Source organism: Rhizobium sp. B230/85 (assembly GCF_019355735.1).
Classification (GTDB): Bacteria; Pseudomonadota; Alphaproteobacteria; order Rhizobiales; family Rhizobiaceae; genus Rhizobium; species Rhizobium rhododendri.
In genome coordinates, this window is sequence record NZ_CP072156.1 from 2785871 (window position 1) to 2812522 (window position 26652).

Below are 26652 nucleotides of genomic sequence, written 5' to 3' on the forward strand. Positions count from 1 at the left end.
TTGCTTCAAGGGTGTTGTGCATGAGTGTCGCGAATAACGCCTCCAGGTCACCGCCGGGATCGCCTGCGAAGGCGCCGACCGCCCGCCGGACTGGAGCCATCAACTGGGACTGGCTTGGCGTTGCGCCGTTCTTCCTGTTCGCTCTCTTCTTTCTGATCGCACCCGTTCTCTACCTGGTCACCGGCGCATTCGAGAATTCGGCCGGCGGATTTACATTCGACAATTTCATTGCGCTGACCTCCCCGACCATTCTCTCCGCTTATTCCCTTTCGTTGCGCCTCAGCCTCGTCGCCGCTGCCCTCGGAGCGGTTGCCGGCTTGCTTCTCGGATATGCCGTGGTGCTCGGCGGGCTGCCACCCTGGGTGCGCACCGCGTTCATGACGTTTTCCGGGGTTGCCTCCAATTTTGCGGGCATCCCGCTCGCCTTCGCATTTATCGCAACGCTCGGCCGCCTCGGCCTTGTGACCGTGTTTCTGCGCAACGTCTTCGGTTTCAATCTCTATGGGTCGGGCTTCAGCCTTTTCTCGTTCGCGGGCCTGGCGATCACCTATCTTTACTTCCAACTGCCGCTGATGCTGCTGATCATCACGCCGGCGCTCGATGGCCTCAAGTCGGAATGGCGGGAAGCTGCGGAAATTCTCGGTGCAGACCGCAGGCAATACTGGCAGATGGTCGCGCTGCCAGTGCTGATGCCGTCCATTCTCGGCTGTTTCCTGCTGTTGTTCGCCAATGCCTTCGGTACTCTCGTCACGGTCTACGCCCTGACCGGATCGAGCTTCGGGGTCGTTCCGATTGTCCTCTACCAGCAGATCCAGGGCAACGTGCTCTACAATCCCAACCTCGGCTACGCGCTGGCGGTCGGCATGGTTGTCATCATGGGGATCAGCAACACGCTGTATCTCGTGCTCCGCAACAAGGCTGAGAGGTGGCGCCAGTGACCAAGCGTTTCCCCATCGTCTCGACGTTCATCGTGATCGTTGCAGCGTCCTATTTTCTGATACCGCTCTACGCGACCTTCCAGTTCTCGCTGCAGATGCTGCGCGGACAGTGGAGTTTTGCAGCCTATCGGTCGGTATTTTCCAGCGAGAAGTTCCTGGCGACCCTCGGCTTTTCGGCCACCGCATCGCTGCTCGCCATCATCGCCGGGGCCCTCATCGTCGTTCCAACCGCCTACTGGGTACGCCTGAAACTGCCGAAAATCCGCCCGATGATCGAGTTCATCTCGCTGATGCCGTTGATCATCCCGCCCGTGGTTCTGGTGTTCGGATATATCCGGCTGTTCGGCTCCAATTCTTTCCTGCCGTTGACGATGTCGGAAACAGGCACGAACGTACTGCTGGTCATCGGCTACGTGGTGTTGTCCTTGCCCTACATGTTCCGGGCGGTCGACAACGGCATGGCGGCCATCGACATCAAGACGCTGACAGAAGCCGCCGAAAGTCTCGGCGCATCCCGCTTGCGCACCGTCGCCCAGGTGATTTTCCCGAATATCCGGTCTGCCATCCTGTCCGGGGCCTTCTTGACATTTTCCATCTCGCTCGGCGAGTTCGTGCTTGCCAGCCTTCTGAACAGGCCGGCCTTCGGTCCCTACCTTGTGCAGACCGGGCAGGATCGCGCCTATGAACCAGCAGCACTCGCCATCATGTCTTTCGGGATCATCTGGTTCTGCATGGTGCTGATGCAGTTGTTTGCCACGAAAAGACCGGGACAGCGCTGGTTGCCGCGCCTGTCACAAAAAACTGCAAGGAGTGTAGAGCCATGAGCTTCCTCAGGATCGATTCGGTCAGCAAGAGTTTCGGCCCCAACACCGTCGTCAAAGATTTCAACATGGGCATCGAAAAGGGCGAGTTCGTCTCGTTCCTCGGCCCGTCCGGCTGCGGCAAGACGACGGTTCTGCGGATGATCGCCGGCTTCGAGACGCCGACTTCGGGCTCGATCCTGATCGGCGGCAAGGAACAGCGGGATCTGAAGCCGAACAAGCGCAACATCGGCATGGTCTTCCAGGCATACGCCCTGTTCCCCAACATGTCGGTGTTCGACAACGTCGCCTTCGGCCTGAAGGTCGCCGGCGCGCCAAAGGCGGAAATCGAAAGCCGCGTCAAGGAAATGCTGTCGCTGATCAGGCTCGATCATCTGGCCGACCGCTTCCCCTACCAGATGTCCGGCGGCCAGCAGCAGCGTGTGGCACTTGCCCGCGCCCTCGCTGTCAAGCCGCAGGTGCTGCTGCTCGACGAACCGCTGTCGGCGCTGGACGCCAAGATCCGCGTATCGCTGCGCGAGGAAATTCGCCTCATCCAGCAGAAACTCGGCATCACCACCGTCTTCGTCACCCACGACCAGGAAGAGGCGCTGTCGATATCCGACCGCATCGTCGTCATGAACGCCGGCCGCGCTGACCAGATCGGCACGCCCTTCGAGATCTACAATCACCCGGCGACCCGCTTTGTCGCCTCCTTCGTCGGGACGCTGAACCTGATCGAGGCGAAGGTCGTCGATCCCGCCACCAACCGTATCTCGATCGGCGACCAGGGCGTGACGCTGAAACAGTCGGTTACCGCCTTCAAGGCCGGCGACACCGTGTCGCTGGCGCTGCGTCCGGAAGCGGGATCGCTGTCCGAAGGTGCCAAGGGCGATACCTCGCTCACCGGCGACGTCACCTCGGCACACTTCCTCGGCTCGGTCATCCGTACCCGCATGAATGTCGGCGGCAACACGATTTCCTTCGACATGTTCAACGCTCCCGGCAAGATGCCGCCAGCCGTCGGCGAACGCGTCACCCTGCGCTTTGCCGCGGAAGACCTGCTGGTCATCAACGACTGATCTCCCTGTCAAGATACAGTGTTCACAAACGCCGGGTATTTCCCGGCGTTTTTGCTTTGATTTCTGTGTTGCAGCGCGGCATATTGGCTGTGTTCTCAGGGCGGGGTGCAATTCCCCACCGGCGGTATCAGGATCTGCGCGAATGCAGCGAATGGAGCCCGCGAGCGCCTTTCGCCCTCTAGCGGAAGGGTCAGCAGATCCGGTGCGATGCCGGAGCCGACGGTCATAGTCCGGATGGAAGAGAGCAGGCCTGATCGACGACCTTTCCGCGCGAAAGGTCTCGGGATCGGGCGTGTTCGCCCAAGGGATATTTGAAACCCTTGAAAGGCAAGATAGAACCATGACCATCTCTACACTACCGCAAAAAGGCAAGATCGCCCTCGTCCGCGCCCGCTGGCACGCCGAAATCGTCGATCAATGCATAGACAGCTTCATCGCCGAATGGAGCAAATACGACGATCGCGGTGCGGCCGCCGTCGAGGTCTTCGATGTGCCGGGCGCGCTCGAAATCCCGTTGCACGTCCAGACACTGGCCCGCACCGGCCGCTACTCCGCCGTGGTCGCCGCTGCCTTCGTCGTCGATGGTGGCATCTACCGCCACGATTTCGTGGCCGGCAGCGTGCTCGACGCGTTGATGCGGGTGCAGCTCGACACCGGCGTCCCCGTGCTCTCCGTTGTCCTCACTCCGCACCATTTCCAAGACACGGAAGCCCATCTCGGTTTCTTCAAGGAACACTTCGTCGTCAAGGGCCGCGAGGCAGCCGGCGCCTGCCAGCATATCCTTAGCGAACGCGCCCGGCTGATGACCTTTGCGGCCTGATGACAACAGGCGGCGTGCACTGCGCGCCGCCATGCCTGCCGGGATCATCGATCCGGATACAGCCTATCCCGGGGCTCGATGGCCGTGACACCAAATACCGCTTGAAATGCAGCCCCCAATCCCGCATGCAACCTGCGGAGTTGAGGCACAAACATTTCATCGGAGTTGATTGCCATGTCCCCTATTGCGACGACAACGGGGGCGCCGCGCCGCCTGACTTCCCAGGATTTTCGCACGCTGGGCCTCGCAGCCCTCGGCGGTGCGCTGGAATTCTACGATTTCATCATTTTCGTCTTTTTCGCCACGGTCATCGGCAAGCTGTTCTTCCCGCCTGACCTGCCCGACTGGCTGGTGCTGATCCAGACCTTTGGCATCTTCGCAGCCGGCTATCTGATCCGCCCCATCGGCGGTATCGTGCTCGCCCATTTCGGCGATCTATACGGTCGCAAGCGAGTGTTCGCCTTCTCGCTGCTGCTGATGGCGCTGTCGACGCTCGGCATGGCCGCCATGCCCACGTATGCATCCATCGGCATTGCCGCTCCCATCCTGCTCGTCTGCCTGCGTATCCTGCAGGGGGCCGCCATTGGCGGCGAGGTGCCGGGCGCCTGGACTTTCGTCGCCGAGCACGTTCCCTTCCGTCGCGTCGGCTTTGCCTGCGGCTTCCTCTGCTCCGGCCTGACGCTGGGCATCCTGCTCGGCTCGTTCATCGCCGCCATCATCAACACGGTCTTTACTCCTGATGAAGTCGCCTCATATGCCTGGCGCATCCCCTTCCTGATCGGTGGCATCTTCGGCCTGATCGCCGTCTACCTGCGCCGCTGGCTGCACGAAACGCCGATCTTTGCCGACATGAAGAAGAGCCGGGCGCTGGTATCGGAACTGCCGCTGAAAGCGGTGCTGCGCGACTATCCGAGGGGCATTGTCATCTCGATGCTGCTGACCTGGATCCTGTCGGCCGGCATCATCGTCACCACGCTGATGACCGCCACCTTCCTGCAGAAGCTCTACCACTACACCGCCCAGCAATCGCTGGCCGCCACCAGCTTCGGCACGCTCTTCCTGATCGTCGGCACGGCAGCCGCTGGCGCCATTGTCGACCGTGTCGGCTCCGGTAAATTCTTCACCGTCGCCAGCGTGTTCTTCGGCGCCGCCACCTTCGTCTTCTACAGCTACGCCGCCACCTCCCTGACAGTCATGTTCATCCTCTACGCGGTGATGGGCCTGTCGGTCGGCCTCGTCGGCGCCGTACCCTATGTCATGGTCCGCGCCTTCCCGGCCCGCGTCCGCTTCACCGGCCTGTCCTTCTCCTACAATGTCGCCTACGCGATCTTCGGTGGCCTCACACCGATCGCGGTCAGCACGCTGCTGGCCATCAACCCGATGGCGCATGCCTATTACCTCCTCTTCATCGCCGCCCTCGCCTTCTGCCTCGGGCTCTACCTGATGGCCAAGGGCGATGAGATCGAAGCACAAGCCGGCATCGAGGAACTGACGACGCGGCTGGCAGCAGGTTCCTAGACACTTTCAACGACCGTCCGGAGATAGCCCATGATCACCTGCCACCTCCGCTACATCATCGACGCCTACAAGATTGCGGAATTCGAGGACTATGCACGGCGGTGGATCCCCATCGTCAACCGCATGGGCGGCACGCATCACGGCTACTTCCTGCCCTCCGAAGGCGCCAGCAACGTCGCCGTGGCACTCTTCTCCTTCCCGAGCTTCACAGCCTACGAAGCCTACCGCAACAGCATGGCCGCAGACGCAGAATGCCAGGCGACGCTCGAACTTGAGGAGAAAAACCGCAGTATCATCAGCTACGAACGCAGCTTCATGCGGCCGATACTGGGGTAGCGACTACGCGCCTTATTCACGACCACTGCGCGGCAGCAACAGAAGGCCGACAATCCGCCACGGCCGCAGACTATCACGAACCTCGTCGCGCGACATTCCGGCATCGCGGAGCAAATGATCGTTCTCCCTGCGCGCAATGACTTCCAGCGCGCTGTATCCGGCCAGCCACAACCGAAGTCTTTCCATCCGCGTCACTGGCGCTTTGTTTTCGTCCTTTTGACCCGCGCTCATCCACCGCCCTCCACCATGACAGGCCTTTGGTTTGAACCGCTGATTGACATCGCACAAACGAATAGTAACGATATCTGACATTGAGAAATCTCATGGCTGGCGACAATGAATCTTCCCCTCGACAGCGATCTGCTGCGAATGTTCCTGGTGGTTGCCGACACCGGCAATCTCACCCGTGCGGCCAGTGATGTCGGAAGGACGCAATCGGCCATCAGCCTGCAACTGAAGCGTCTGGAAGAGAGTGTTGGCCAACCGCTGTTTGACCGGGGGCCACGCGGTGTGGCGCTGACAGAAAGCGGGCGACAACTGCTGCCCTATGCCCGCCGGATTGTGGGCCTGATGAATGAGACGACCGCCGCTATGCGACGTAAGCCGCTGGACGGCGTCGTCAGGATCGGCATTCCAGAGGAATATGGCGACACCGTTCTTCCACGGGCACTGGCAGCCTTCGCCGAAAGCCATCCTTCGGTCGACGTGACCGTTTTATGCGGCTACACTTCACAGCAGATGGAGGCGCTGGAAAACGACCAACTCGATCTTGCCGTTGTGTTCGATTGGAGCTCCCAGACTCAAGGGGAGGTTCTGTATATCGACCCGACCGTCTGGGTGACCTCGACAGTCCACAGGCTGCATGAGCGCAATCCCATTCCGGTTGCCATCTATGGACGCTCAAACTGGTGCCGTGACTTTGCCATTCGCTCTCTGGAACAGCACAACCTGCCATTCCGCATCGCCTATAGCTGTGATACTTCAAGTGGCCTGAAGATCGCCGTCATTGCCGGTCTGGGCATAGCCCCGCTCTCGCGCAGCAACATACCGCCCGATTGCCGAGAGCTCGGTGTTGGAGATGGCTTCCCACCTATCGACGCCTCCCGCGTCGTGCTGAGGCGCAACGCTTACCATTCTAACCCCGCGGTGGAGAGCATGGCGGAAGTGATCCACCAGTCCTTCCGGCCGATGACGCGGCCCCGCTGATTGGGTCCTTCTAAATGATGCCCACCTTCCTTCCGGGTGACCTGACCATGATATTCACCGCCTATCGGGCTGCCCGATCATCCTTGCCGAACAATGCGTATGCGCCCGGTCTCGCGTCGCGCACAGTGTCGCGTCGGAGGGCGTAACAGCGAGGGAGGGCGATGGCGTACTATCCGCCCCCTACCGCACCGCCTTGTCGTCTTCGCCGAAGCGGTGCATGTGGGCCGGGTCCGGTGTGGCAAAAACCGTCTCGTCCGGGGCATAGGGATGCTCGCCGAAAAGGCGGACCGTCAGGAGGCCGGTCTGGTCGGTTTCGAGGTAGAGTATGGTGTCGGCGCCGAGATGCTCGACATGGACGACCTTGGCAGGCCAGGTCCCGTTTTCGCGCGACAGGGTGATGTGTTCGGGGCGGACGCCGATGGTTTTTGCGCTCTCGCCAAGCTTGGCGCCCGGGATCATGTTCATCTGCGGCGATCCGATGAAGCTGCCGACGAAGACGTTGGCGGGACGGTTGTAAAGCTCCATCGGCGTGCCGACCTGCTCGATGGCACCGGCGTTGAGAACGACGATGCGGTCGGCCAGCGTCATTGCCTCGACCTGGTCGTGGGTGACGTAGATCATCGTCGCCTTCAGGCTGCGGTGAAGACGGGCGATCTCGAGCCGCGTCTGGACGCGCAGCGCCGCATCGAGATTGGACAGCGGCTCGTCAAACAGGAACAGCGCCGGTTCGCGGACGATGGCACGGCCGATGGCAACGCGCTGGCGCTGGCCGCCGGAGAGTTCCGCCGGACGACGGGCCAGGTAGGGCTCGAGGGAGAGCATGCCGGAGGCCTTCGCAACCCGCTCCTCGATAGCATCCTTCGGCGTGCCCGCCTGTTTCAACCCAAGGCCCATATTGTCCTTCACCGTCAGGTGCGGGTAAAGCGCATAGGACTGGAACACCATGGCGATGCCGCGCTTGGCCGGCGGGGTCGTGGTGACGTCGACGCCGTTGATGATCACCGTTCCGTCGGTCACATCCTCGAGGCCGGCGATGCTGCGCAGCAAGGTCGACTTGCCGCAGCCGGACGGGCCGACGAAGATGACGAATTCGCCGTCCTTGACCTCGAGGTCGATGCCCTTCAGCACCTCATGGGTGCCATAGGCCTTGCGGATGGATTTCAGTTGAAGCGATCCCAAAGCTTTTATCCTTACAAAGTGACGGTCTTGCCGGTCCGGACGCTCTCGTCCGCGGCAAGGCAGATGCGCAGCGACTGCACGGCATCGTGCATGTGCCGCGTCAGGTCGATGTTTTCGCGAATGGCTTTCAGCACATAGGCCTGCTCGAAGTTGCAAAGCTCCTGGTGACCAGGCTCGCCATCCATATGCAGGTCGCGATCAGGCCGGATGAACCTGCCATCCGGGCCGGTTTCGGCATTGTGCAGCCGGATGACCGATGTCTTGGTGTGCGTGTCGATGTCGTCGGACTTGGCGTTCGGGTCCATGACGATCGAAACGGCGCCGTTCGGCGACATCACATCCTTCACGAAGAACGCCGTCTCCGAGATCATCGGCCCCCAGCCCGCTTCGTACCAGCCAACGGAGCCGTCCTCGAACTTCACCTGCAGATGGCCGTAATTATACATGTCGGGCGCAATCTCGTCGGACAGGCGCAGGCCCATGCCGCGCACTTCGACAGCCCTCGCATCGGTGATCTGGCACATGACATCGACATAGTGCACGCCGCAGTCGACGATCGGCGAAGTCGTCTGCATCAGAGCCTTGTGGGTTTCCCAGGTCGGGCCGCTCGATTGCTGGTTGAGGTTCATGCGAAAGACATAGGGACCGCCAAGATTGCGGGCCTCGGCAATCAGCCGCATCCAAGACGGATGATGGCGTAGGATATAGCCGATGACGAGCTTCTTGCCCGCCGCCTTTGCGGCTGCAACCACGCGCTCGGCATCGGCTACGGTCGTTGCCAGCGGCTTTTCGATGAAGACGTCGCAGCCGGCCTCGAACGCCATGACCGCATAGTCGGCATGGCTGTCGGAATAGGTACAGATCGAGCAGAGATCGGGCTTCAGTTCTGTCAGCGCGGTCTGGAAGTCGGCGTGAATCGTATAGCCGTGCAACGCTTCGTCCAGCACTGGCTTGGAGCGATTGACGAGGCCGACGATCTCGAAGCCTGCGTTATTGTGATAGGCGAGCGCATGGCTTCGGCCCATGTTGCCAAGCCCGGCGACAAGCACGCGGATGGGTTTTTCGGATAGGCTCATTTGACCGCTCCCGCAGTGATGCCGCGGATCAGCTGCCGCGAAAAGATGACGTAGAGGACCAGGATCGGAAGGATAGCCAGCGATAGCGCCGCCAGAACGGCATTCCAGTTGGTGACGAACTGGCCAATGAAGATCTGGCTGCCGAGCGTGACAGTCTTGGTCGCTTCGCTCGGCGCAAGGATCAGCGGGAACCACAGATCGTTCCAGATCGGGATCATCGTGAACACGGCGACGGTCGCCATGGCCGGACGGATCAGCGGCAATACCAGCCGGATAAAAATCGCATACTCGTTCAGACCATCGATGCGGCCGGCGTTCTTAAGGTCATCAGAGACTGTCCGCATGAACTCGGACAGGATGAAGATCGCCAGCGGCAGACCTTGCGCGGTATAGACGAGGATCAGTGCCGTCAGCGTGTTGACCAGACCGGCGGCGACCATGCCCTGCAGGATGGCAACGGTACCGAGCCGGATGGGGATCATGATACCGATCGCCATGTAGAGCCCGACGACCATATTGCCGCGAAAGCGATATTCCGAGAGCGCAAACGCCGCCATCGCACCGAACAGCAGCACCAGCACGATCGAGACGATGGTGACGACGAAGCTGTTCTGGAAATACATGGCGAAATTGCCCTGCCCCAGGACCGTCTGGTAGCCGATCAGGCTAAAGGTGGTCGGCGTCGGCACCATCATCGGCGCGCGAAAGATCGCGCCGCGATCCTTGAACGAATTGATGACGGTCAGGAAGACCGGAAACAAGGCGATCAGCGTGTAGCTGATCAGGGCCAGATGGACGAGACCGGTGCGGATGGTGGATGAGCGTGCCTTGGACATCGGTGCCGCCTCAGAACTGGTAGCGGCGGATGCGCCGCTGGACGATGAACAGGTAGAACGAGACGCCGGCAAGGATGATCAGGAACATAACGGTTGCGATCGTTGCGCCCATGGAGCGGTCGCCAAGCTGCAGCTGGAAGCCGAAGAAGGTGCGATAGAGCAGCGTGCCCAGAATATCGGTCGAGCCATCAGGCCCGGCGAGCGCACCCTGCACGGTATAAACCAGGTCGAAGGCGTTGAAATTGCCAACGAAAGTGAGAATCGAGATGATCCCGATAGCCGGCAACACCAGCGGCAGCTTGATCTTCCAGAACTGGCTCCAGCCGGTAATGCCGTCGCATTCCGCAGCTTCGATCACTTCTTCTGGGATGTTGAGCAGCGCCGCATAGATCAGCATCATCGGGATGCCGACATATTGCCAGACGGAGATCAGGGCGACCGCGATCAGCGCCGAACCCGGTTTGCCGAGCCACGGGCTGAACAATGCCTTGAGGCCAACGAGGTCCATCATCCACGGCGTGACGCCCCAAAGCGGCGACAGGATCAGCTTCCAGATGAAGCCGACAATGACGAAAGACAGCAGCGTCGGCAGGAAGATTGCCGTGCGGTAGAAGGTGACGAAGCGAAGCTTCGGCAACGACAGCATGGCGGCCAGCGCCACGCCGATCGGGTTCTGCACGCACATGTGGATGACGAAGAAGATGAAGTTGTTGCGAAGCGCATTCCAGAAATCATGCGCCCACCTAATATCGCCGAACAGCACCTTGAAGTTGGCAAGGCCGACGAAGGTAAGCTGCCCGTCGACCAGATTGTAAAAGGATTGCCGCAGGGTCTCGACCAGCGGCAGGATCATCACCACCGTGTAGACCAGGAACGCCGGAAAAAGGAAAACGAGAATATGCCAGCGCCGCTGGCGCTTGATCGAAACCGGCTGCAAGGCCGCTGAAGTGGTGATGTCGCTCATGGCTTTGCCTGTTTTCTTGGGGCTTGCGCGGGCACAGCATGATCACGGTACCTCCCCCTTGAGGGGGGAGGTCGCAGCGAGGCTGCGGGTGGGGGTGACGCCACACGCGCAAGGATCACCCCACCCCGGCCGTCGGGCCGACCCTCCCCATCAAGGGGAGGGTAAACTTCTTACTTGGCAGGCTTGAACCAGCTGTCGAGGCCGGTCTGGAGCTTCTTGGCAGCAACTTCCGGCGTATCCGTGCCGTTGATGACGTTGGCCGATTCCACCCAGGTTTCGTTCTCGAGGTTAGGCGTGCCACGCGACAGGATCTGGTAGGTCGAGCGAACCGTCGACTTGTACGGGCCGCGCCAGGAGACGAATTCCTGCGCCAGCGGATCGCTCATCTTCACCGGTGTCGAGTTCAGGCTGAAGAAGCCCGGCAGCGAGTTGGCGTAGATGTCGGCGAATTCCGACGAGGCAACCCAGGACAGGAACTTCTTGGCTTCTTCCGGATGCGCCGACTTGGCATTCAGGCCAACGCCGATATCCGGATGATCCGAGATGTAGCCCGTGTCGCCGGCCTTCGGAACCGGTGGCGGGAAAGCGCCCATCTTGAACTGGGCTTGGGCTGTGAACAGCGCAATTTCCCAGGAGCCGGCCGGATAGATGGCGGCGCGGCCGAGAGTGAAGAGGTTCTGGCTGTCGGCATAGGTCTGGGCTTCGAAACCGTCGCCGAGGTATGGCTTCCACTTGGCCAGCTGCTTGAAAGGCTCGACCCAGTCGGCGTCGGTCAGCTTCTGCTTGCCTTCCATCAGCGCAACGCGGCCTTCTTCGCCCTTCCAGTAGTTGGGACCGATGTTCTGGTAGCCCATGGTTGCGGCTTCCCAGAGGTCCTTCGTGCCCATGGCCATCGGGATATAGGTACCGTCAGCCTTGATCTTGTCGAGCGCGGCGTAGAACTCGTCGGTGGTCTTCGGAACGGAGATACCGAGCTTCGCGAAGGCATCCTTGTTGTAGATGAAGCCGTGGATGACCGAAGCCATCGGTACGCAGAAGGTCGACTTGCCGTCATCCGTCGACCAGGCAGCCTTGGCGACCGGCGAGAAATTGCTCATGCCCGGCAGCGTTGTCAGGTCGGCAAGGTGCTTCTTGTTGAACAGGTCCAGAGAAGCGTCGAACGGACGGCAAGTGATGATGTCGCCCGCAGAACCGGCATCGAGCTTGGCGTTCAGCGACGCGTTGTACTCGGTCGGGGCCGTCGGCGAGAAGGTGATCTTGATGCCCGGGTTCTTGGCTTCGAAAGCCGGGATGATCTTCGTCTGCCAGATCGACAGGTCGTCGTTGCGCCAGCTCTCGACGTTCAATGTCACGTCCGCCGCATGAACGAACCCGGCCGAGCTCAAAAGGCTGGATGCGAGCAGCAAGCCCTTCAGAATTTTCTGTGTCATTTTTTCCCTCTCCTGTTCCTGGCGTCTCAAGACGCCGTTTTCGATCTGAAACGAGCACCGGCCGGCTCAAGCCAGCGGCGACCCATATCCCCGCATGAAACCGCAGCAGGAATACATATCAATCAGGAAAACGCTGCAACGTCACGCCGCACGGATCGAAATCGATCCGCCCTTTGCCGCGACATCTGCTGACGAATATTGTCGTCCGCCTGGCGCTCCGGCTATTTTTGTTTGCCGCTTCCGCCGATGTCCGTCGATGCTGTTCCCTTGACCGGAATTAAGTCCAAAAAAATACCAATTGTCCAGTTGAATTTAACCTTTCCGTCGCAAAAAATCCTGGAAACGAAAAATTCATAACAAAAACAATCGAATAAAAACAAACGGCGCAGATCATCTTCGCACTTGGTAAATGGTATTTTTTTGGTATGGTAGTGAAAAACGCGGGAACAGACGGCATCCGGGGGCTCACATGACGAAGTATGCAATCGGCATAGATGGCGGCGGAACGAGTTGCCGTGCCGCCGTAGCAGATGCGACCGGCAGAATTCTCGGGCGCGGCAACGCTGGCCCTGCCAACATCATGTCGGACCGCGTGATGGCACTTGAGAACATCGTTGCCTCCAGCCGCAGCGCCTTGGAGAATGCCGGGATTGATCCATCCTGCCTCGCAAGCAGCACCGCCGTGCTTGGCGTTGCCGGCGCCAATGTCGGCCCGCACGGTAGCCTCATCCGCGAAGCACTGCCATTTGCAAAAGCCGATGTCGTCACCGACCAGCTGATCGCCCTGCAGGGAGCGCTCGGGCCCTCGGACGGCGTTGTCGCTTCCTTCGGCACCGGTTCCGTCTATGGCGCAAGGCGTCACGGCAAGGTGACGGAAATCGGCGGATGGGGGTTCGTCATCGGCGATCAGGCCAGCGGCGCCAGGCTTGGCCGCGACCTCCTCGAGCTGGCACTGCTTTCCCATGACGGCGTCTATGTGCACACGCCGCTGACGCGCATCGTCATGGCCGCATTCGGCAACAATCCGCAAAACGTCGTGGAATTCGCGCACAGTGCCACGCCGGGGGATTTTGCCCGGTATGCGCCCCAGGTTTTCGAGCACGCTGCTGCTGGCGACGCCATTGCAACACGGATCGTCCGCAAGGCGACGTCCGACATCGACAACAGCCTCGACGCCCTGCTCTGGCCAGATTGCACCACCGTCTGCCTGCTCGGTGGCCTCGCTCTCGCCTATCGCGCGTGGCTGAGCACAGCGCATCAGGCGCTGCTTGTCGATCCACGCGGCGACGCGCTGCAAGGGGCCGTTTCGTTTGCGGTAGCCCTTGCCGGGCAAGACGAAAGGCGCAGCGCATGACCGGCGACCTGACCCTGATTTTCTCTCCCGCCCGCATGCAGGAAGCAGGCACCGGCCCGCTCTACGTCAAGCTGCGCAGAACGCTGGAGGAGGCCGTCAAGGCCGGTACTTTGAAGCAGGGCGACGCACTGCCACCGGAGCGCGACATCGCCGAATATGCCGCCGTCAGCAGGGTCACCGTGCGCAAGGCCATCGACAATCTGGTGACCGACGGGCTGCTGGTGCGGCGCCACGGTTCCGGTACCTTCGTCAGCAAGCCGGTCTCCAAGGTCGAGCAGAAGCTGTCGCAGCTGACCTCGTTCACCGAGGATATGGTGCGGCGCGGTATGACGGCGCGATCGCAATGGCTGCACAAGGGCATCCACACGCCCTCGCCCGACGAGATGATGATCCTAGGCCTTGCCGCCGACACCAAGGTTTCCCGCCTGAGCCGCCTGCGCATCGCCGACGACCAGCCGCTGGCGATCGAACACGCCAGCGTCTCCGGCGAATTCCTGCCCGACCCGTCGACCGTTACCGCATCGCTTTACGCCGAGCTTGAGAAGCGCCAGGTGCGGCCGGTGCGCGCCGTGCAGCGCATATCTGCGACAAACATGAAGGAGACGGATGCGGAATTGCTCGGAGTATCGGCTGGAGCAGCCGGCCTGTCGATCGAGCGCATCTCCTATCTCGCCTCCGGCCGCGCAGTCGAATTCACCCGCTCGCTCTATCGCGGCGATGCCTACGATTTCGTCGCGGAACTGACCATCGGGCCGGGTTGACGTTTACCAGATACGAGCGATCCAGTCTCCGAGATCGTCGAGAGCATCGAACACCACGTCGGCCGAGATGATCGCGATGCGACTGTCCATGGCCGTTGCTGCAAGCAACCGGTCGAAGGGGTCGCGGTGGCCCCAGTTCATCATCGAAGCATATTGCAGGAGTAAGATCAGCGATTTCACCGCCCTGCTGCTGGAGAAGCGCCGGAAGCTCCTCGACAAACGGCTCCATCTCAGGCCAATTGCCGAGGCGGACCTTCTGGCCGATTTCAAACAGGCTGATCGGGCTGACGAAAATATGCTCCGCCTTCTCCATCACTGCGACCGCTCGCGGTGAGAGCCGCTTGTCGCCCGTCAGCGACCATGCCCAAACATGGGTGTCGAGCAGGAATGAACTCACTGCGCGCCTTCCCAGAGAGCCAGTTCTTCCTCATCCATGTCGGTGAGAAAATCCGGAGCATCGCCGATCAACTTGCCTTAGAGAATGCCTATCTTGAACGACCGCTGCTCGATGGGCACAAGCTTCACGACCGGCTTGCTGCCCTTGGCGATGACAACCTCTTCCCCGGAAAGCGCAGCATCGATGAGCTTGGACAGATTGGTCTTTGCGGCATGGACGGTGACTTGCATCTTCTGGCCCTCAGCTAAGTTAGCCAAAATAACATCGGGGCAACCGCATCACCATCCATTTTCAATCGAGCGCTATGTGCTGCCTGATCAAACACTTACGGCCGAAAGGTGAATCACCTTCCGGCCGCATGAACGTGAATCAAATCGCCAGCGTCTAGCCCTAACCGCTTGCAAAGACACGCCGATCAGGCGGCAGCGTCGATCTTTTCCTCGCGCTTGTTCGGCACGTAGTTGAGCACCGGGCCGAGCCAGCGCTCGACTTGCTCGACCGGCATTCCCTTGCGGGCGGCATAATCCTGCACCTGGTCGCGCTCGACTTTGGCGACACCGAAATAGTAGGAGCCGGGGTGGCCGATATAGACGCCGGACACTGACGAGCCCGGCCACATGGCATAGCTCTCGGTCAGCTTGACGCCGGTGGCCGCTTCCGCATCGAGCAGCCGGAACAGCGTTTCCTTCTCGGTATGATCAGGTTGGGCCGGATATCCCGGCGCCGGCCGGATACCGGCATAGGTCTCGCTGATCATCTCCTCGGGCGACAGGGTCTCTTCGGTCGCATATCCCCAGAATTCGCGGCGCACCCGTTCATGCATGCGCTCGGCAAAAGCTTCCGCAAAACGGTCGGCCAGCGCCTTCACCAGGATGGACGAGTAGTCGTCGTTGGCGCCGGCGAAGCGTTCAGAAATCGCCACTTCCTCGACACCAGCCGTGACCACGAAGCCACCGATGTAATCCCTAGCGCCGCTGTCGACGGGGGCCACGAAATCCGACAGCGCCACATTCGGCCGTCCATCGCGCTTCGAGAGCTGCTGGCGAAGCGTGTAGAAAGTCGCAAGCTCCGCAGTCCGCGTCTCGTCGGCAAAAAGCTTGATATCGTCGCCGACGGCACCTGCTGGCCAGAAACCAATGACGGCGCGCGGACGAAACCACTTTTCATCGATGATTTTCTTCAGCATCGCTTGTGCGTCAGCAAACAGTGCGCGTGCCGCCTCGCCCTGCTTTTCGTCCTCGAGAATGGCGGGATAGCGGCCCTTCAGCTCCCAGGTCTGGAAGAACGGCGTCCAGTCGATGTATTGCGCCAGCTCGGCGAGATCATAGTCCTCGAAGATCTTCGTGCCGAAGAACGACGGCGTCTTTGGGGTATAGGCCGACCAGTCGAGCTTCTCAGGATTTTCGCGGGCACGGGAAAGCGGCAGGCGGACCTTTTCCAGTTCGTTGCGGGCATGCGCTGCCGCAACCTTGGCGTATTCCTCGCGGATGGTGTCGACATAATTCTTCTTGCCCTCCGGCGACAACAGCGCCGAGACGACGCCGACTGCGCGCGACGCATCGGTGACGTAGACCGCCTGGCCAGAGGAATAGCCCGGGTGGATCTTCACCGCCGTATGAACGCGGCTTGTCGTCGCTCCGCCGATCAGCAGGGGAATATTGAAGCCCTGGCGCTCCATCTCTGCGGCGACATGCACCATTTCGTCGAGCGACGGGGTGATCAGGCCGGATAGGCCGATGATGTCGACCTTCTCGCGGATTGCTGTCTCAAGGATCTTCGCCGCCGGCACCATGACGCCGAGGTCGATGATGTCGTAGTTGTTGCAGGCAAGCACGACGCCAACGATGTTCTTGCCGATATCGTGGACGTCGCCCTTGACCGTTGCCATCAGCACCTTGCCGGCCGCCTCGCGCTCGCCGTTGCCGCCATTGGCCAGCTTTTCAGCCTCCATGTAGGGCAGCAATACGGCGACGGCCTGCTTCATGACTCGAGCGGATTTGACCACCTGCGGCAGGAACATCTTGCCCGAGCCGAACAGGTCGCCGACGACGTTCATGCCGGACATCAGGGGGCCTTCGATGACGTGCAGCGGTCGTTCGACACCCTGGCGCGCCTCCTCGGTGTCGGCCTCGATAAATTCGGTAACGCCGTTGACCAGCGCGTGCTCTATGCGCTTTTCAACCGGGAGCTCGCGCCAGGACATATCCTGTACACGGGCTTCGCGCACGCCGGTTCCGCGATAGCGCTCGGCGACCTCGAGCAGCCGCTCCGTGCCGTCAGGGCGGCGGTTGAGAACCACGTCCTCGCAAGCCTCGCGCAGAACAGGATCGATGGTGTCATAGACGACCAGTTGGCCGGCATTGACGATACCCATGTCCATCCCCGCCTGGATGGCGTGATAGAGGAAGACAGAGTGCATCGCCTCGCGCACCGTATCGTTGCCGCGGAACGAGAAGGACAGGTTCGAGACACCGCCGGAGATATGCACCAGTGGCATGGTCTGCCGGATGGTCCGCGTCGCCTCGATGAAATCGACGCCGTAATTGTTATGCTCCTCGATGCCGGTGGCGACCGCAAAAACGTTCGGATCGAAGATGATATCCTCGGGTAAGATGCCCGCCTGTTCGGTCAGGATCTTGTAGGCGCGGGTGCAGATATCGACCTTGCGCTGGTAGGTGTCGGCCTGGCCGGTCTCGTCGAATGCCATGACGACGACCGCGGCACCATAGGCATGTACCAGCCGTGCCTGCTCGAGGAACTTCTCCTCGCCTTCCTTCAGCGAGATCGAGTTGACGATCGACTTGCCCTGGACGCATTTCAGGCCGGCCTCGATGATCGACCATTTCGACGAGTCGATCATGACAGGCACGCGGGCGATATCAGGCTCGGCTGCGATCAGGTTCAGGAACTCGACCATCGCCTTCTCGGAATCGATCAGGCCTTCATCCATGTTGATGTCGATCACCTGGGCGCCGGCCTCGACCTGGTCGCGAGCGACAGCCAGGGCCGCGTTGTAGTCGGCATTGGTGATAAGCTTGCGGAATTTCGCCGAGCCGGTGACGTTGGTGCGCTCGCCGACGTTGACGAACGGAATATCCTTGGTGAGCTGGAACGGCTCGAGACCCGACAGCGACATGAAGGGACGATGTTCGGGGATGGCGCGCGGCTTGTATTTCGACACGGCTTCGGCGATGGCGCGGATATGGTCCGGCGTCGAGCCGCAGCAGCCGCCGACGATGTTGACCAGACCCTCGGCTGCAAAGCCCTCGATCTGCGCCGCCATCATCTCGGGCGTCTCGTCGTATTGGCCGAATTCGTTCGGCAGGCCGGCATTCGGATAGGCGCAGATCAACGTGTCGGCAGCGCCTGACAGCTCCTGCAGATGCGGCCGCATGGCATTGGCACCGAGCGCGCAGTTAAGGCCGATGGTGAACGGATTGGAATGGCGAACCGCGTTCCAGAACGCCGACGGCGTCTGGCCGGACAGGGTACGGCCGGAAAGGTCGGTGATGGTGCCGGAGATCATAACCGGCAGGCGGACGCCCTTGGCGATAAAACGCTCCTCGCAGGCGAAGATCGCCGCCTTGGCGTTCAGCGTGTCGAAAATGGTTTCGATCAGGATGATGTCGGCGCCGCCATCGATCAGCCCATCGATCTGCTCGCCATAAGCAATGCGCAACTCGTCGAAGGAGACGGCGCGGAAACCGGGATTGTTGACGTCGGGCGAGATCGATGCCGTACGGTTTGTCGGGCCGATGGCGCCGGCGACAAAGCGGCGACGGCCGTCTTCACGCTCGGCACGGATGGCAGCCCGGCGCACGACGCGTGCCCCCTCCTTGTTGAGATCGTAGACAGCGCCTTCCATCTCGTAGTCGGCCTGGGCGATGCGCGTCGAGGAAAACGTGTTGGTTTCCAGGATGTCGGCGCCGGCCATGGCGTAGCGATAGTGGATTTCCTCGATGGCGTCGGGCTGGCTGAGGATCAGAAGGTCGTTATTGCCCTGCTGGTGACAGGCGCAGCCGATGAAGCGATCGCCGCGGAACTGCTCCTCGTCGAAGCCAAGCCCCTGAATCTGCGTGCCCATGGCACCATCGAGCACCAGAATACGCTCGCTGGCTGCCTGCTTCAGCGCCGCGAACACGTCACTGCCATCCCGCTTTGCCGCTTCCGGACCAAAAAGATCGTCAAACACCAGCATACTCCCTCGACCCGACTGCGACTCCGCATTCAATCACATAAAGATATCTTTATGTCAATATATGCGGTCGACTATAGTGATTTGCAATATAGCCGCTCTTTTTGCCGAACGGCAAAAAACATGCAGGTGTGCCCGCCATTACCGGACTTCGGTCTTGGTTGCTGGCGCCTTGACCGTCGCAAAACACGCTGCAGCCGCAGAGGGCAAGGGTGGTGAAGTGCGGCTTGATATCTATGCAGCCTGCACCACGTTTTTCAGCGATCCACCGACAAGCACCCCGAGTGCGCGCAACGCACTTGACGCCGCAGCTCTGTTCTTGTCGGATCACTGACACTAAGAATCCCGGCCAAGGGCGCGCTCTGCGCTCGGCATCTATAGACTCCCGGAGGAAACACTTATGATCGCAGCTGAACCCGCCACGCTGGGAAACTGGAGCAACCGCGACTATCATCGCCGCTGGCTGCTCGATCAGGCCAACGGCTTGTTCGATTTCTTCCAGTATCGCGCCGTCAATCCGAAGGGCGGGTTTTACGACATGGACGATGCGGGCAAGCCGCTCGATGCCGACAACCCGGTGCGCGGCATTCATTCGTCAGCCCGCATGGTCCACTGCTTTTCGATCGCCAGCCTGCTGGGGCGGCCCGGGGCCGACGAGATCATCGACCACGGTATGAGCTACCTCTGGCATCATCACCGCGACAAGACCCATGGCGGCTACTTCTGGACTGTCAACAATGACGGTCCCGTCGATGCCAGCAAGCAGGGTTACGGCCACGCCTTCGTGCTGCTCGCCGCATCATCGGCAAAGACCGTCGGCCATCCGCTGGCGGACGAGATGCTCGCCGACATAACGAAAATAATCGACGAGAAATTCTGGGAAGACAGCCACGGCGCCATCGCCGAAGAGTTCAATCAGGATTGGTCACCGATCGGTGACTACCATGGCCAGAACTCCAACATGCATCTGACCGAGGCGCTGATGGCAGCGTTCGAGGCGACGGGCGACAGGTCATACCTCGACAAGGCCGAGCGTATCGCCGACCTCATCATCCGCCGGCAGGCAGCCGTCGTCGGCTTCCGCGTGCCCGAGCATTTCGATGCCCAGTGGCAACTCGACAAGACCTATCGCGGCAACGAGATGTTCCGCCCGTCCGGCACGACGCCCGGCCACTGGCTGGAGTGGGCACGCCTCGTGCTGCAGCTCTGGACGCTGGGCGGCAAGCACCACGACTGGATGCCGGAAGCGGCTCGCCACCTGTTTGCGCAGTCCATGTCACTGGGCTGGGACAAGGAGATCGGTGGCTTTTTCTACACGCTCGATTGGGAGGATGTCCCGGCCAAGCGCAACAAGCTGTGGTGGCCGGCCTGCGAAGGAGCCGGTGCTGCCCACTATCTCAACGCGCATCTGCCTGATGACTTCCACGAGCAGAGCTATCGCAAGATCTGGGATATCGTCGGCAAGGCGTTTATAGACCGTCAGAACGGGGGCTGGCATGAGGAACTGACGGAAGATCTGGCCCCTGCCCACACGCTGTTTACCGGCAAGGGCGATATCTACCACGCCCTGCAAGCCTGCCTGATCCCGCTATTTCCGGCGACCGGCAGCCTGACCAAAGTGATATCGGAAGCCTGCGGCAAGCTCTGATCGCAGTTCGATGACGACGCGGGGCGATGCCGTCCCGCGCCGCATTTCGCGTGGCTATTCCGTCGCCAGGCTGAGATTGTGCAATTCATGCCCGAGCGTCAGTGCCAGCGCCTCGACCACCAGATTGTGGTCGTCGCGCTGTGGCAGGCCGGAGACGGTGACGGCGCCGATGCAGCCTGTGCCGATGACGTGGATCGGGAAGCTGCCGCCATGCGGCGCATAGTCGGCCGACGACAGTCCGTTGTTCTCGACAGTCTTGCCGGCCTTCTTCAATTCAAGACCGCTGGCATAGCTGCTGCGGAAATAGCGCAGCACCATCGCCCGCTTGCGGCGGATCCAGTTGGCGTTATCCGGCGTCGAGCCGGCAAGCGCTACGTAGAATACCGGCATCGAATGCAGGGTGATGTCGATGGCCACGCCGAGATTGCGCTCGCGCGCCAGATCGTGCAGCAGATTGCCAAGAACCCAGGCGGTGGAGAGATCGAACGAGTCGAAGCGCAGCACTTCTTCCTGCACGGCAATGCGGCTGAGATCGTGGTCAATGGTCATGGTCGGAACTCCCTCGTCTTCTCTGAACGCAATCAAGCCCCAAGCGCGCTGTTTGTCCACCGGCTTGTCTTCGATTGTCCAATCACCGCCCCTTGCCGAGGCGCTGCGTACACGTCAATGATGCGACAATCGAAATATGCCGGAGCCCGACTTAATGCGCGCCAAGATCATCTTTCTGGCCATCCTGACCGCGATCTCGCGGATTGCCAGCGCCCGGGCGGAAGACGGCGGTCAGCAAGTGCTGCGCGACGGCTTCGACGGGAAAGATTTCGCCCCGGCCGGTCACCTCTACTATCGCAATAACGCCGAGCAGAAGGCAGGCACCTACCAGTTCCAGTCGGCGGTGAGCCGAAGCGGCGGCGGCGCGTTGAAACTCACCATCAAGCCGAATTGCGCAGCCGGCAAAGAAAATTGCAGCGAACGCGCCGAGATCTGGGAAAAAACCAAATACCGCGTCCCCTATGATCAAGGCGTCTGGTACGGGTTTGCGGTCAAGTTCGCCGATCCGATACCATCAGGAGACCATCGTTACCTGATTGCCCAGTGGAAGCGCGAGATCGGCCCGGAGGCCAAGGGCGACTTCAGCCCCTTCCTCGCCCTGCGCCTCAACAACGGCAAGTTGTTTGCGACTGTCGAGACGAACTATGTCGCGCCGCCGACGGGTGCGCCAAGCGCAAATCCCGGATCCTGCGCTTCCGGCCAGACGCCTGTCTGGTACCGCCCCGACACCAACCAGATGCGTGCCCTCGTCGCGACAGACGCCACCTGGACCAAGAGCGACGGCGGCGAGTTCACCAGTTGCACGGATGCAATGACCATCACCGATCGCGGCAACAAGCTGCCGACGCCCGGTTCAGGCTGGATCGATTTCGCCATCTACACCCAGCCCGGACCAGACGGCACCGGCCGCATCGAGATTTTTGCCAACGATAAATGGATTGTCACCGTCAAGGGACATATCGGTCATGCGGACAAAGGTCTCGGCAGGAACCAGTATTTCAAGTTCGGCCCTTACCGCGACGCGGACACTACTGAATGGACCATGTATTACGATGATTTCCGCCGTTCGCCCCGCTGCAGGGATGTTCTGGCCGACGCATCGCTGTGTCCCGCAGACTAAAGGCGAAACAGCGACGAAATTGTTTGGAGGAGCGAACCATTGCGCGCATGGTGCGTTTAGTAAAGTTGTCATCAGGAGGCGATAGCTATGCTTAACACAACCCGTGACTGTGCTCGCGATAGCGCGAAAAATGCAATTCCGTCGCTGGGGGAAATCGAAGGTCGCCTCGCGGTGCTGGAGATCTTGGCCCAATGCGCCCTCACCCACGCGCTCAGCGAAGGCGATCAGAAGGTCGACAAGGCTCTTCTGGAGGAAATTCGCCGCGCCATGCATGCGAAGTGCGGTGAACTGAAGCTCGGCAGCGAGGACGCAGAATCTGCCTTCAGCTTTGCCGAGGAACTGATCAGCGCATCAATAGAAGCATCGAGGCTTAATCGCCAGTGATCTCGCGTCGTGCACAAATCATCCTCGCAGCCATGGTCGGGCTGGCCGTCATCCTGACTGTGCTGCTTCTCGTCGTCCCAAAAGTCCCTGAAATTCCAGGGACCGATCTGCCCCAGTCCGGGGCAGCAGCGCCTTCCAAACAGCAGTAATGTACCGTTACGGAACGGTGGGTGTCCCGTTTTCGGAGGATATTAACACCCCCGCGCGGTCTTGCTTGAATATTAGCAAAATCGCGGCTTTATGGGATCGTCACCTGATCGCGGGTGCTTTCATCAAGAGGGTGGCGATATGACCATGCTGATCCAGACGCCGATCTGCTCCGAAGAAGTCGACGTTCTCGCCGGTGCCCTCTACGCTTGGTGTGCGGAACGGGAAATTAAACTTTCAAGCCAGGCCGGCCTTGCGGCAGCCAACAGGGCAATCGACCTCTTTCATGCGGGACATCGTACGCAGGAAGATCTTCTCAGCGCTTTGCACAACGCATGAACCTAAGGGGCTGACCGACGTCGGACCACGGGGTCTCGGCCTGACGTGAGATATTCGCGCAACAGTCGCAAAAAACAACCCACGCGACAGATTGATAATTGTTAAATCAACCATGCGAATCTGCGGGCTTGCCGTTACGGTAAGCCTAGCATGACTTCAAAATCGACTTTCAATTCCATATCCCAGACCCTGATCGACAACTGGCTGGATGCAACCAGCCCGATAGAAGATCCGGAGACGTTTTGCGGCACGATAAGCGAGGCCATGTCTCTGAAGATGTCGCTCAACTTCATCGACACCAGAAGCGATGATCCTCTCGACTGGTATTTCCGGCGCATCAAGCCCTACGGGATCAACAGTCGCATTCTCAATCTGAAAAAGATGTTTCCCGACGGTCCGTTGAGGAACTTGCCAGACAGGACCTACCTCCTCGACGCCGTCATCCCCCATTACAGCCGCGCGCTTTCGCTGCGAAAGCCCTTGATCGATCTGGTCCTGACAAAAATTGCTGGCATCAATGTCGGCTACGACCGTTTGCTGATTCCTCAAAAGACCAACGACCGGGCGGAATGGTGCGTATCGTTCACCGAAGGCCGTTTCCTTTTCAAGGCGCCTGTTGACGCCAAGCTGGACCCGGTTGACGAAGTCATCATCCAACTGCTGATGGAGGGCGAGACCGCCAGGGAAATCGCCGTGGAGCTTGGCTTGTCGCAGCGGACCATCGAGCACCGGATCGACAAGATGAAGATCCGCTATGAGGCGCGCAACGTCGTCCATCTCACCGCCAAGCTTTTCTCCATCCACATGGACCGCCGCATGGCGGAAGACCGGATTATCGATGCGGGCCAAAGGGAAGACTAGCGCGGCCTACCTCTTGCGCGCAGCCGCCTGCGCCCTTGCCTTCAGTTGCTCCATCGAAAGGCCGGTGGCAGCGGCGGCAACATTGTAAAGCGCCTTGTTCAGATCCTTCGTCTTGAATGCGATACCGTCGACGCCGCGCTTGCGATCGAAACCCAGCGGATTACCATCCCGATCAACCACGACATGCACGCCAAAAAACATCTGGTCGAATTCGCGACTATTCGGCTTGTAGAAGCTTGCACCGGCGGAGGTGTCGAATTCCCCGTCGAAATTGGCGATGAAAAGCTGCAGCACCGAATAGCTCGCGGACGACTGGCCGACCACCACTTCGCCGAACTTGCAGCTGCCGAGATAGGGGATGGAAGGCAGCACGCTGGAGCGGTTCGCTTTCCTCATCCGGTTGTTGGCCGGCAGTCGATCGGAAAAAAGATCATGCGCGTCGTTCCCAAGGATCGACAGGTTTTCGCGCGTCGCCGACGCAACCTCGATGGCGTCCATTGTCGGCAGGATCTTGCGGAAACGCGCTCGTGACGTCTCGGATGGCTCCGGTATTACCTCGCCGTTGCTGAACCATCGGGCGTATTTCGCAGCTGCGATTTCGGATTCGGAAGATTGGGAGGCAAGGCTGAGGGAGGCATTCGCCAACTTTACGATGTCGTTTCCGAAGCGATTTCCGTATTGTAGCTTTTCGGCGGCCTTCTTGTCAGACACTGCAATTCCCCTTGTTTTCCCGAGCAGTCTAGTTGCGCTCTGTTGGGATGCTATGGACGAAATCTTAATGCGACGGCCGATTGGCACCGTAGATTTACCGTGCCAACGTCAAGTTGTGTCTCCCACGTCGGTTGATGGTTAGCAAACTGTGATGATCGGACAGGCGCCATTGATAGGCAAGCAACGCCCAAATTCGACAAAATTGACGGAAAAAAAGGCGACCCTGAGGTCGCCTTTGTAGTCGCTGAAGCTGATATTGATTACTGGATCCGGATACGGAACGCGCCCGATGGATACCAGAAACCATCGCTGTGGCGGCGATAGCCGGGACGGCGTTGCTCATAGCCACGATAACCGTTCCAATTGCCGCGACGATCGCGCGGAGGACCGCGTCGGAAGCCAGGGCGTTCATCGTTGCGGTAACCAGGTGGGCTGCGGCGATCGCGGTTCATGCGACGAGGCGGTGGCGCATCGGGATTGTACTGGACAGTCGTAACGTCAGAGCCACCAGCCATTGTCATGGCAGGCAGCGGCGCGGCAGAAGCCGGCGCAACTCCGGAAAGGCCAACCATCGCAGCAAGCGCTGCTGCAGCAAAACCTGTAAAAATTTTCTTCATCGGTACTCCAATTCGGCGTTATCGCCGCTCATTTCTCAAGGAGCGCGATGGGAATGACATAGGGTGCAGGCAACATCCGACAAGACGTAAGGTTGTGTAATCTGCAGGTATGCGCCCGATTGTCCCTCACGAGGCTACTGATCGTCCTCCGGAACCTGAACCTCGCCTTGATCCTCCCCGTCCCAGTAATGGACGCGTTCGGCATGGACGTGGATCATCACAACGCCCGGGGTATCCACACCGTCCTGGAACCAGACGTCCAGCTCGCTCGTCCAGTGCTCGGCAAATCGTGCCTTGTCGCGGATCAGCGCTGCTTCGCCTTCTACAGCGACCGCGAAAGACTTCTCGCCTTGAAATGTCAGCGACACCATTGGATTGGCCTCGATGTCGGCGACCATCTTGGCCTCTTCCCAGGTGAAGTAATAGCTGTCGCCATCGTAGTCGACATCGCCGTTATTGCTCATCGGCCGCCCGGCAATTGTACCGTTTTCGGCATGCGTCAGGAGCATGGCGATATCGATATCGCGCATCTTTTCGGCCAGGTCTTTCAAAGTCATTTCGCTCATCCCGACAGTCCTCCAGGTTGCATGAACACGTCTAACGTGTTCATGCGGTGAAGGTTCAGGCAGTCGGAGGCTATAAATGCCGATATACCGTCGGTTCAGACTTTTTCGGTCTTCTTGACGGGCGCCTTCTTCTGGGGCTCGACCGGGGCATCGGGTGTCGGTGCCAGCAGCTTGCGCAGCGAGCTGATCTTGTCTTCCACCAGTGGCCGGAAACGGGAGGCGCGATAAGGCATGTCGGCAGCACCATAGCCTTCCGGACCGTCATCGTCCCCACGGAAGATCTCGGCTACCTTGATGCCGAGAAATTCGCCGTCGATGTAGTGCGAATACATGCCAACCCAGCGGATCGTATAGATCTCGTCCTTGCGGATCAGCTGGTCGATCGACACGTTCTTGAACTTATCGTCGATACAGACGACTTTCTGGCCGACGTAAAAATCGTTCATCTCATCCTCATGCAAGAAAACTATCGTCGCCTTGTGCTGCCGGTGAAGAAAACCGCAGCTGCAAGTTGACAGCCTTATCGCATAATTTATGGCATTTTGCCGACCGGCGCAAACGTTGCGCTTAAAAATTGGCCGCTGTCGGCGATCAGTGAATGCTGTCGGAGGGAACGTCCTCGCCAAGAATACGAAAGGCTTCGCTGAGGGCAGCGACCAGAATGTCCGTCAGTTTGTCTGCATCATTGTCCATCAGGAAAAGAGCGACAGTGGAATCCTTGGGGTCGCGGTAAGTCTCTGTTTCGTTCGACATATCATTGTCCTTTTTCCCGCCGCGTCACATCCCGGCGTCTTCGAAGAGTCATAGGCGGCATGGCT

28 protein-coding genes, 1 pseudogene and 1 riboswitch are annotated in these 26652 nt (G+C 60.1%); of the genes and pseudogenes, 14 read left to right on the forward strand and 15 right to left on the reverse strand.

Annotated elements, in window-relative coordinates:
- The first annotated feature begins 20 nt into the window (after positions 1-20).
- The 6 genes from J5289_RS13465 to J5289_RS13490 all read left to right on the forward strand — a co-directional run bounded on the left by J5289_RS13465 (position 21) and on the right by J5289_RS13490 (position 5494).
- On the forward strand, positions 21-938 hold the full coding sequence (locus J5289_RS13465; protein WP_209184207.1) for an ABC transporter permease subunit: 918 nt from the start codon (positions 21-23) through the stop codon (positions 936-938).
- Positions 935-1762, forward strand: a complete 828-nt coding sequence (locus J5289_RS13470) for an ABC transporter permease (protein WP_111222807.1) — start codon at positions 935-937, stop codon at positions 1760-1762. The genes J5289_RS13465 and J5289_RS13470 overlap by 4 nt, the downstream gene beginning before the upstream one ends.
- Positions 1759-2820 carry an ABC transporter ATP-binding protein gene (locus tag J5289_RS13475; RefSeq protein ID WP_209184208.1) on the forward strand — a complete coding sequence of 354 codons (1062 nt, stop codon included), beginning with the start codon at positions 1759-1761 and terminating at the stop codon, positions 2818-2820. Before J5289_RS13470 ends, J5289_RS13475 begins: the two co-directional genes overlap by 4 nt.
- Positions 2821-2907: 87 nt before the next feature.
- Positions 2908-3070: riboswitch (FMN riboswitch) on the forward strand.
- A gap of 90 nt (positions 3071-3160) precedes the next feature.
- Positions 3161-3640, forward strand: coding sequence for a 6,7-dimethyl-8-ribityllumazine synthase (locus J5289_RS13480; protein ID WP_209184209.1), 480 nt, complete (start codon positions 3161-3163; stop codon positions 3638-3640).
- 174 nt (positions 3641-3814) lie between these two features.
- Positions 3815-5158, forward strand: a complete 1344-nt coding sequence (locus tag J5289_RS13485) for an MFS transporter (RefSeq protein WP_209184210.1) — start codon at positions 3815-3817, stop codon at positions 5156-5158.
- A gap of 30 nt (positions 5159-5188) precedes the next feature.
- Entirely contained in the window at positions 5189-5494 is a 306-nt protein-coding gene (locus J5289_RS13490; RefSeq protein WP_209184211.1) for an NIPSNAP family protein, read from the forward strand.
- Positions 5495-5506: 12 nt separating this feature from the next.
- On the opposite strand, the gene J5289_RS13495 is transcribed toward J5289_RS13490, so the two are convergent.
- Positions 5507-5806: a hypothetical protein gene (locus tag J5289_RS13495; protein WP_209184212.1), complete on the reverse strand. Its 300-nt coding sequence runs from the start codon at positions 5804-5806 to the stop codon at positions 5507-5509.
- A 24-nt stretch (positions 5807-5830) separates the two neighbouring features.
- On the opposite strand from J5289_RS13495, the gene J5289_RS13500 reads away from it, so the two are divergent.
- Entirely contained in the window at positions 5831-6700 is an 870-nt protein-coding gene (locus tag J5289_RS13500) for a LysR substrate-binding domain-containing protein (protein WP_209184215.1), read from the forward strand.
- Positions 6701-6880: 180 nt separating this feature from the next.
- On the opposite strand, the gene J5289_RS13505 is transcribed toward J5289_RS13500, so the two are convergent.
- The 5 genes from J5289_RS13505 to J5289_RS13525 form a co-directional block, all read right to left on the reverse strand.
- Complete coding sequence (locus tag J5289_RS13505) at positions 6881-7879, reverse strand: ABC transporter ATP-binding protein (RefSeq protein ID WP_209184217.1); 999 nt, start codon at positions 7877-7879, stop codon at positions 6881-6883.
- Positions 7880-7890: 11 nt separating this feature from the next.
- Positions 7891-8955 carry a Gfo/Idh/MocA family protein gene (locus tag J5289_RS13510; RefSeq protein ID WP_209184219.1) on the reverse strand — a complete coding sequence of 355 codons (1065 nt, stop codon included), beginning with the start codon at positions 8953-8955 and terminating at the stop codon, positions 7891-7893.
- Complete coding sequence (locus J5289_RS13515) at positions 8952-9791, reverse strand: carbohydrate ABC transporter permease (RefSeq protein ID WP_142823244.1); 840 nt, start codon at positions 9789-9791, stop codon at positions 8952-8954. The genes J5289_RS13510 and J5289_RS13515 overlap by 4 nt, the downstream gene beginning before the upstream one ends.
- Positions 9792-9801: 10 nt before the next feature.
- Complete coding sequence (locus J5289_RS13520) at positions 9802-10755, reverse strand: carbohydrate ABC transporter permease (protein WP_142823245.1); 954 nt, start codon at positions 10753-10755, stop codon at positions 9802-9804.
- 170 nt (positions 10756-10925) lie between these two features.
- Positions 10926-12185 (reverse strand): ABC transporter substrate-binding protein, encoded by a 1260-nt coding sequence (locus tag J5289_RS13525; protein ID WP_111222796.1) that lies wholly within the window; start codon positions 12183-12185, stop codon positions 10926-10928.
- Positions 12186-12654: 469 nt separating this feature from the next.
- Here J5289_RS13525 and J5289_RS13530 point away from each other — a divergent pair, with 469 nt between their 5' ends.
- Positions 12655-13539, forward strand: coding sequence for an N-acetylglucosamine kinase (locus J5289_RS13530; RefSeq protein ID WP_209184221.1), 885 nt, complete (start codon positions 12655-12657; stop codon positions 13537-13539).
- Positions 13536-14300 (forward strand): GntR family transcriptional regulator, encoded by a 765-nt coding sequence (locus J5289_RS13535; protein ID WP_209206514.1) that lies wholly within the window; start codon positions 13536-13538, stop codon positions 14298-14300. The genes J5289_RS13530 and J5289_RS13535 overlap by 4 nt, the downstream gene beginning before the upstream one ends.
- A gap of 3 nt (positions 14301-14303) precedes the next feature.
- Here the strand turns inward: J5289_RS13535 and J5289_RS29830 are convergent, their stop codons facing one another.
- The 3 genes and pseudogenes from J5289_RS29830 to metH form a co-directional block, all read right to left on the reverse strand.
- On the reverse strand, positions 14304-14480 hold the full coding sequence (locus J5289_RS29830; protein WP_247749112.1) for a hypothetical protein: 177 nt from the start codon (positions 14478-14480) through the stop codon (positions 14304-14306).
- A gap of 213 nt (positions 14481-14693) precedes the next feature.
- Positions 14694-14927, reverse strand: a pseudogene (locus J5289_RS13545) (type II toxin-antitoxin system Phd/YefM family antitoxin).
- Between the two features lie 185 nt (positions 14928-15112).
- Positions 15113-18889, reverse strand: a complete 3777-nt coding sequence (gene metH, locus J5289_RS13550) for a methionine synthase (protein ID WP_209184223.1) — start codon at positions 18887-18889, stop codon at positions 15113-15115.
- A gap of 403 nt (positions 18890-19292) precedes the next feature.
- Here metH and J5289_RS13555 point away from each other — a divergent pair, with 403 nt between their 5' ends.
- Positions 19293-20540 (forward strand): AGE family epimerase/isomerase, encoded by a 1248-nt coding sequence (locus J5289_RS13555; protein WP_209187497.1) that lies wholly within the window; start codon positions 19293-19295, stop codon positions 20538-20540.
- A gap of 54 nt (positions 20541-20594) precedes the next feature.
- Here the strand turns inward: J5289_RS13555 and J5289_RS13560 are convergent, their stop codons facing one another.
- Entirely contained in the window at positions 20595-21089 is a 495-nt protein-coding gene (locus tag J5289_RS13560; protein ID WP_209184227.1) for a heme-degrading domain-containing protein, read from the reverse strand.
- Between the two features lie 154 nt (positions 21090-21243).
- On the opposite strand from J5289_RS13560, the gene J5289_RS13565 reads away from it, so the two are divergent.
- The 4 genes from J5289_RS13565 (at position 21244) to J5289_RS13580 (ending at position 23940) form a co-directional block, all read left to right on the forward strand.
- Positions 21244-22209: a polysaccharide lyase gene (locus J5289_RS13565; protein WP_209184228.1), complete on the forward strand. Its 966-nt coding sequence runs from the start codon at positions 21244-21246 to the stop codon at positions 22207-22209.
- 87 nt (positions 22210-22296) lie between these two features.
- Positions 22297-22593, forward strand: coding sequence for a hypothetical protein (locus J5289_RS13570; RefSeq protein ID WP_209184233.1), 297 nt, complete (start codon positions 22297-22299; stop codon positions 22591-22593).
- Positions 22594-22887: 294 nt separating this feature from the next.
- A complete protein-coding gene (locus J5289_RS13575) occupies positions 22888-23079 on the forward strand; it encodes a hypothetical protein (protein ID WP_374108584.1) in 192 nt (63 codons plus the stop codon).
- A 150-nt stretch (positions 23080-23229) separates the two neighbouring features.
- Positions 23230-23940 carry a LuxR C-terminal-related transcriptional regulator gene (locus J5289_RS13580; protein WP_209184237.1) on the forward strand — a complete coding sequence of 237 codons (711 nt, stop codon included), beginning with the start codon at positions 23230-23232 and terminating at the stop codon, positions 23938-23940.
- A gap of 6 nt (positions 23941-23946) precedes the next feature.
- Here J5289_RS13580 and J5289_RS13585 read toward each other — a convergent pair whose 3' ends face one another.
- From J5289_RS13585 to J5289_RS13605, 5 genes are all read right to left on the reverse strand, one after another.
- Positions 23947-24651 (reverse strand): hypothetical protein, encoded by a 705-nt coding sequence (locus J5289_RS13585; protein ID WP_142823257.1) that lies wholly within the window; start codon positions 24649-24651, stop codon positions 23947-23949.
- A 260-nt stretch (positions 24652-24911) separates the two neighbouring features.
- A complete protein-coding gene (locus J5289_RS13590; protein ID WP_142823258.1) occupies positions 24912-25268 on the reverse strand; it encodes a hypothetical protein in 357 nt (118 codons plus the stop codon).
- 134 nt (positions 25269-25402) lie between these two features.
- Positions 25403-25834 (reverse strand): pyridoxamine 5'-phosphate oxidase family protein, encoded by a 432-nt coding sequence (locus J5289_RS13595; RefSeq protein ID WP_209206513.1) that lies wholly within the window; start codon positions 25832-25834, stop codon positions 25403-25405.
- A gap of 95 nt (positions 25835-25929) precedes the next feature.
- Positions 25930-26280 carry a CAP-Gly domain protein gene (locus tag J5289_RS13600; RefSeq protein WP_142823260.1) on the reverse strand — a complete coding sequence of 117 codons (351 nt, stop codon included), beginning with the start codon at positions 26278-26280 and terminating at the stop codon, positions 25930-25932.
- 145 nt (positions 26281-26425) lie between these two features.
- The gene (locus J5289_RS13605) at positions 26426-26587 is read right to left on the reverse strand and encodes a hypothetical protein (protein ID WP_162854782.1); all 162 of its coding nucleotides are present in this window, start codon (positions 26585-26587) and stop codon (positions 26426-26428) included.
- Positions 26588-26652 lie beyond the last annotated feature (65 nt).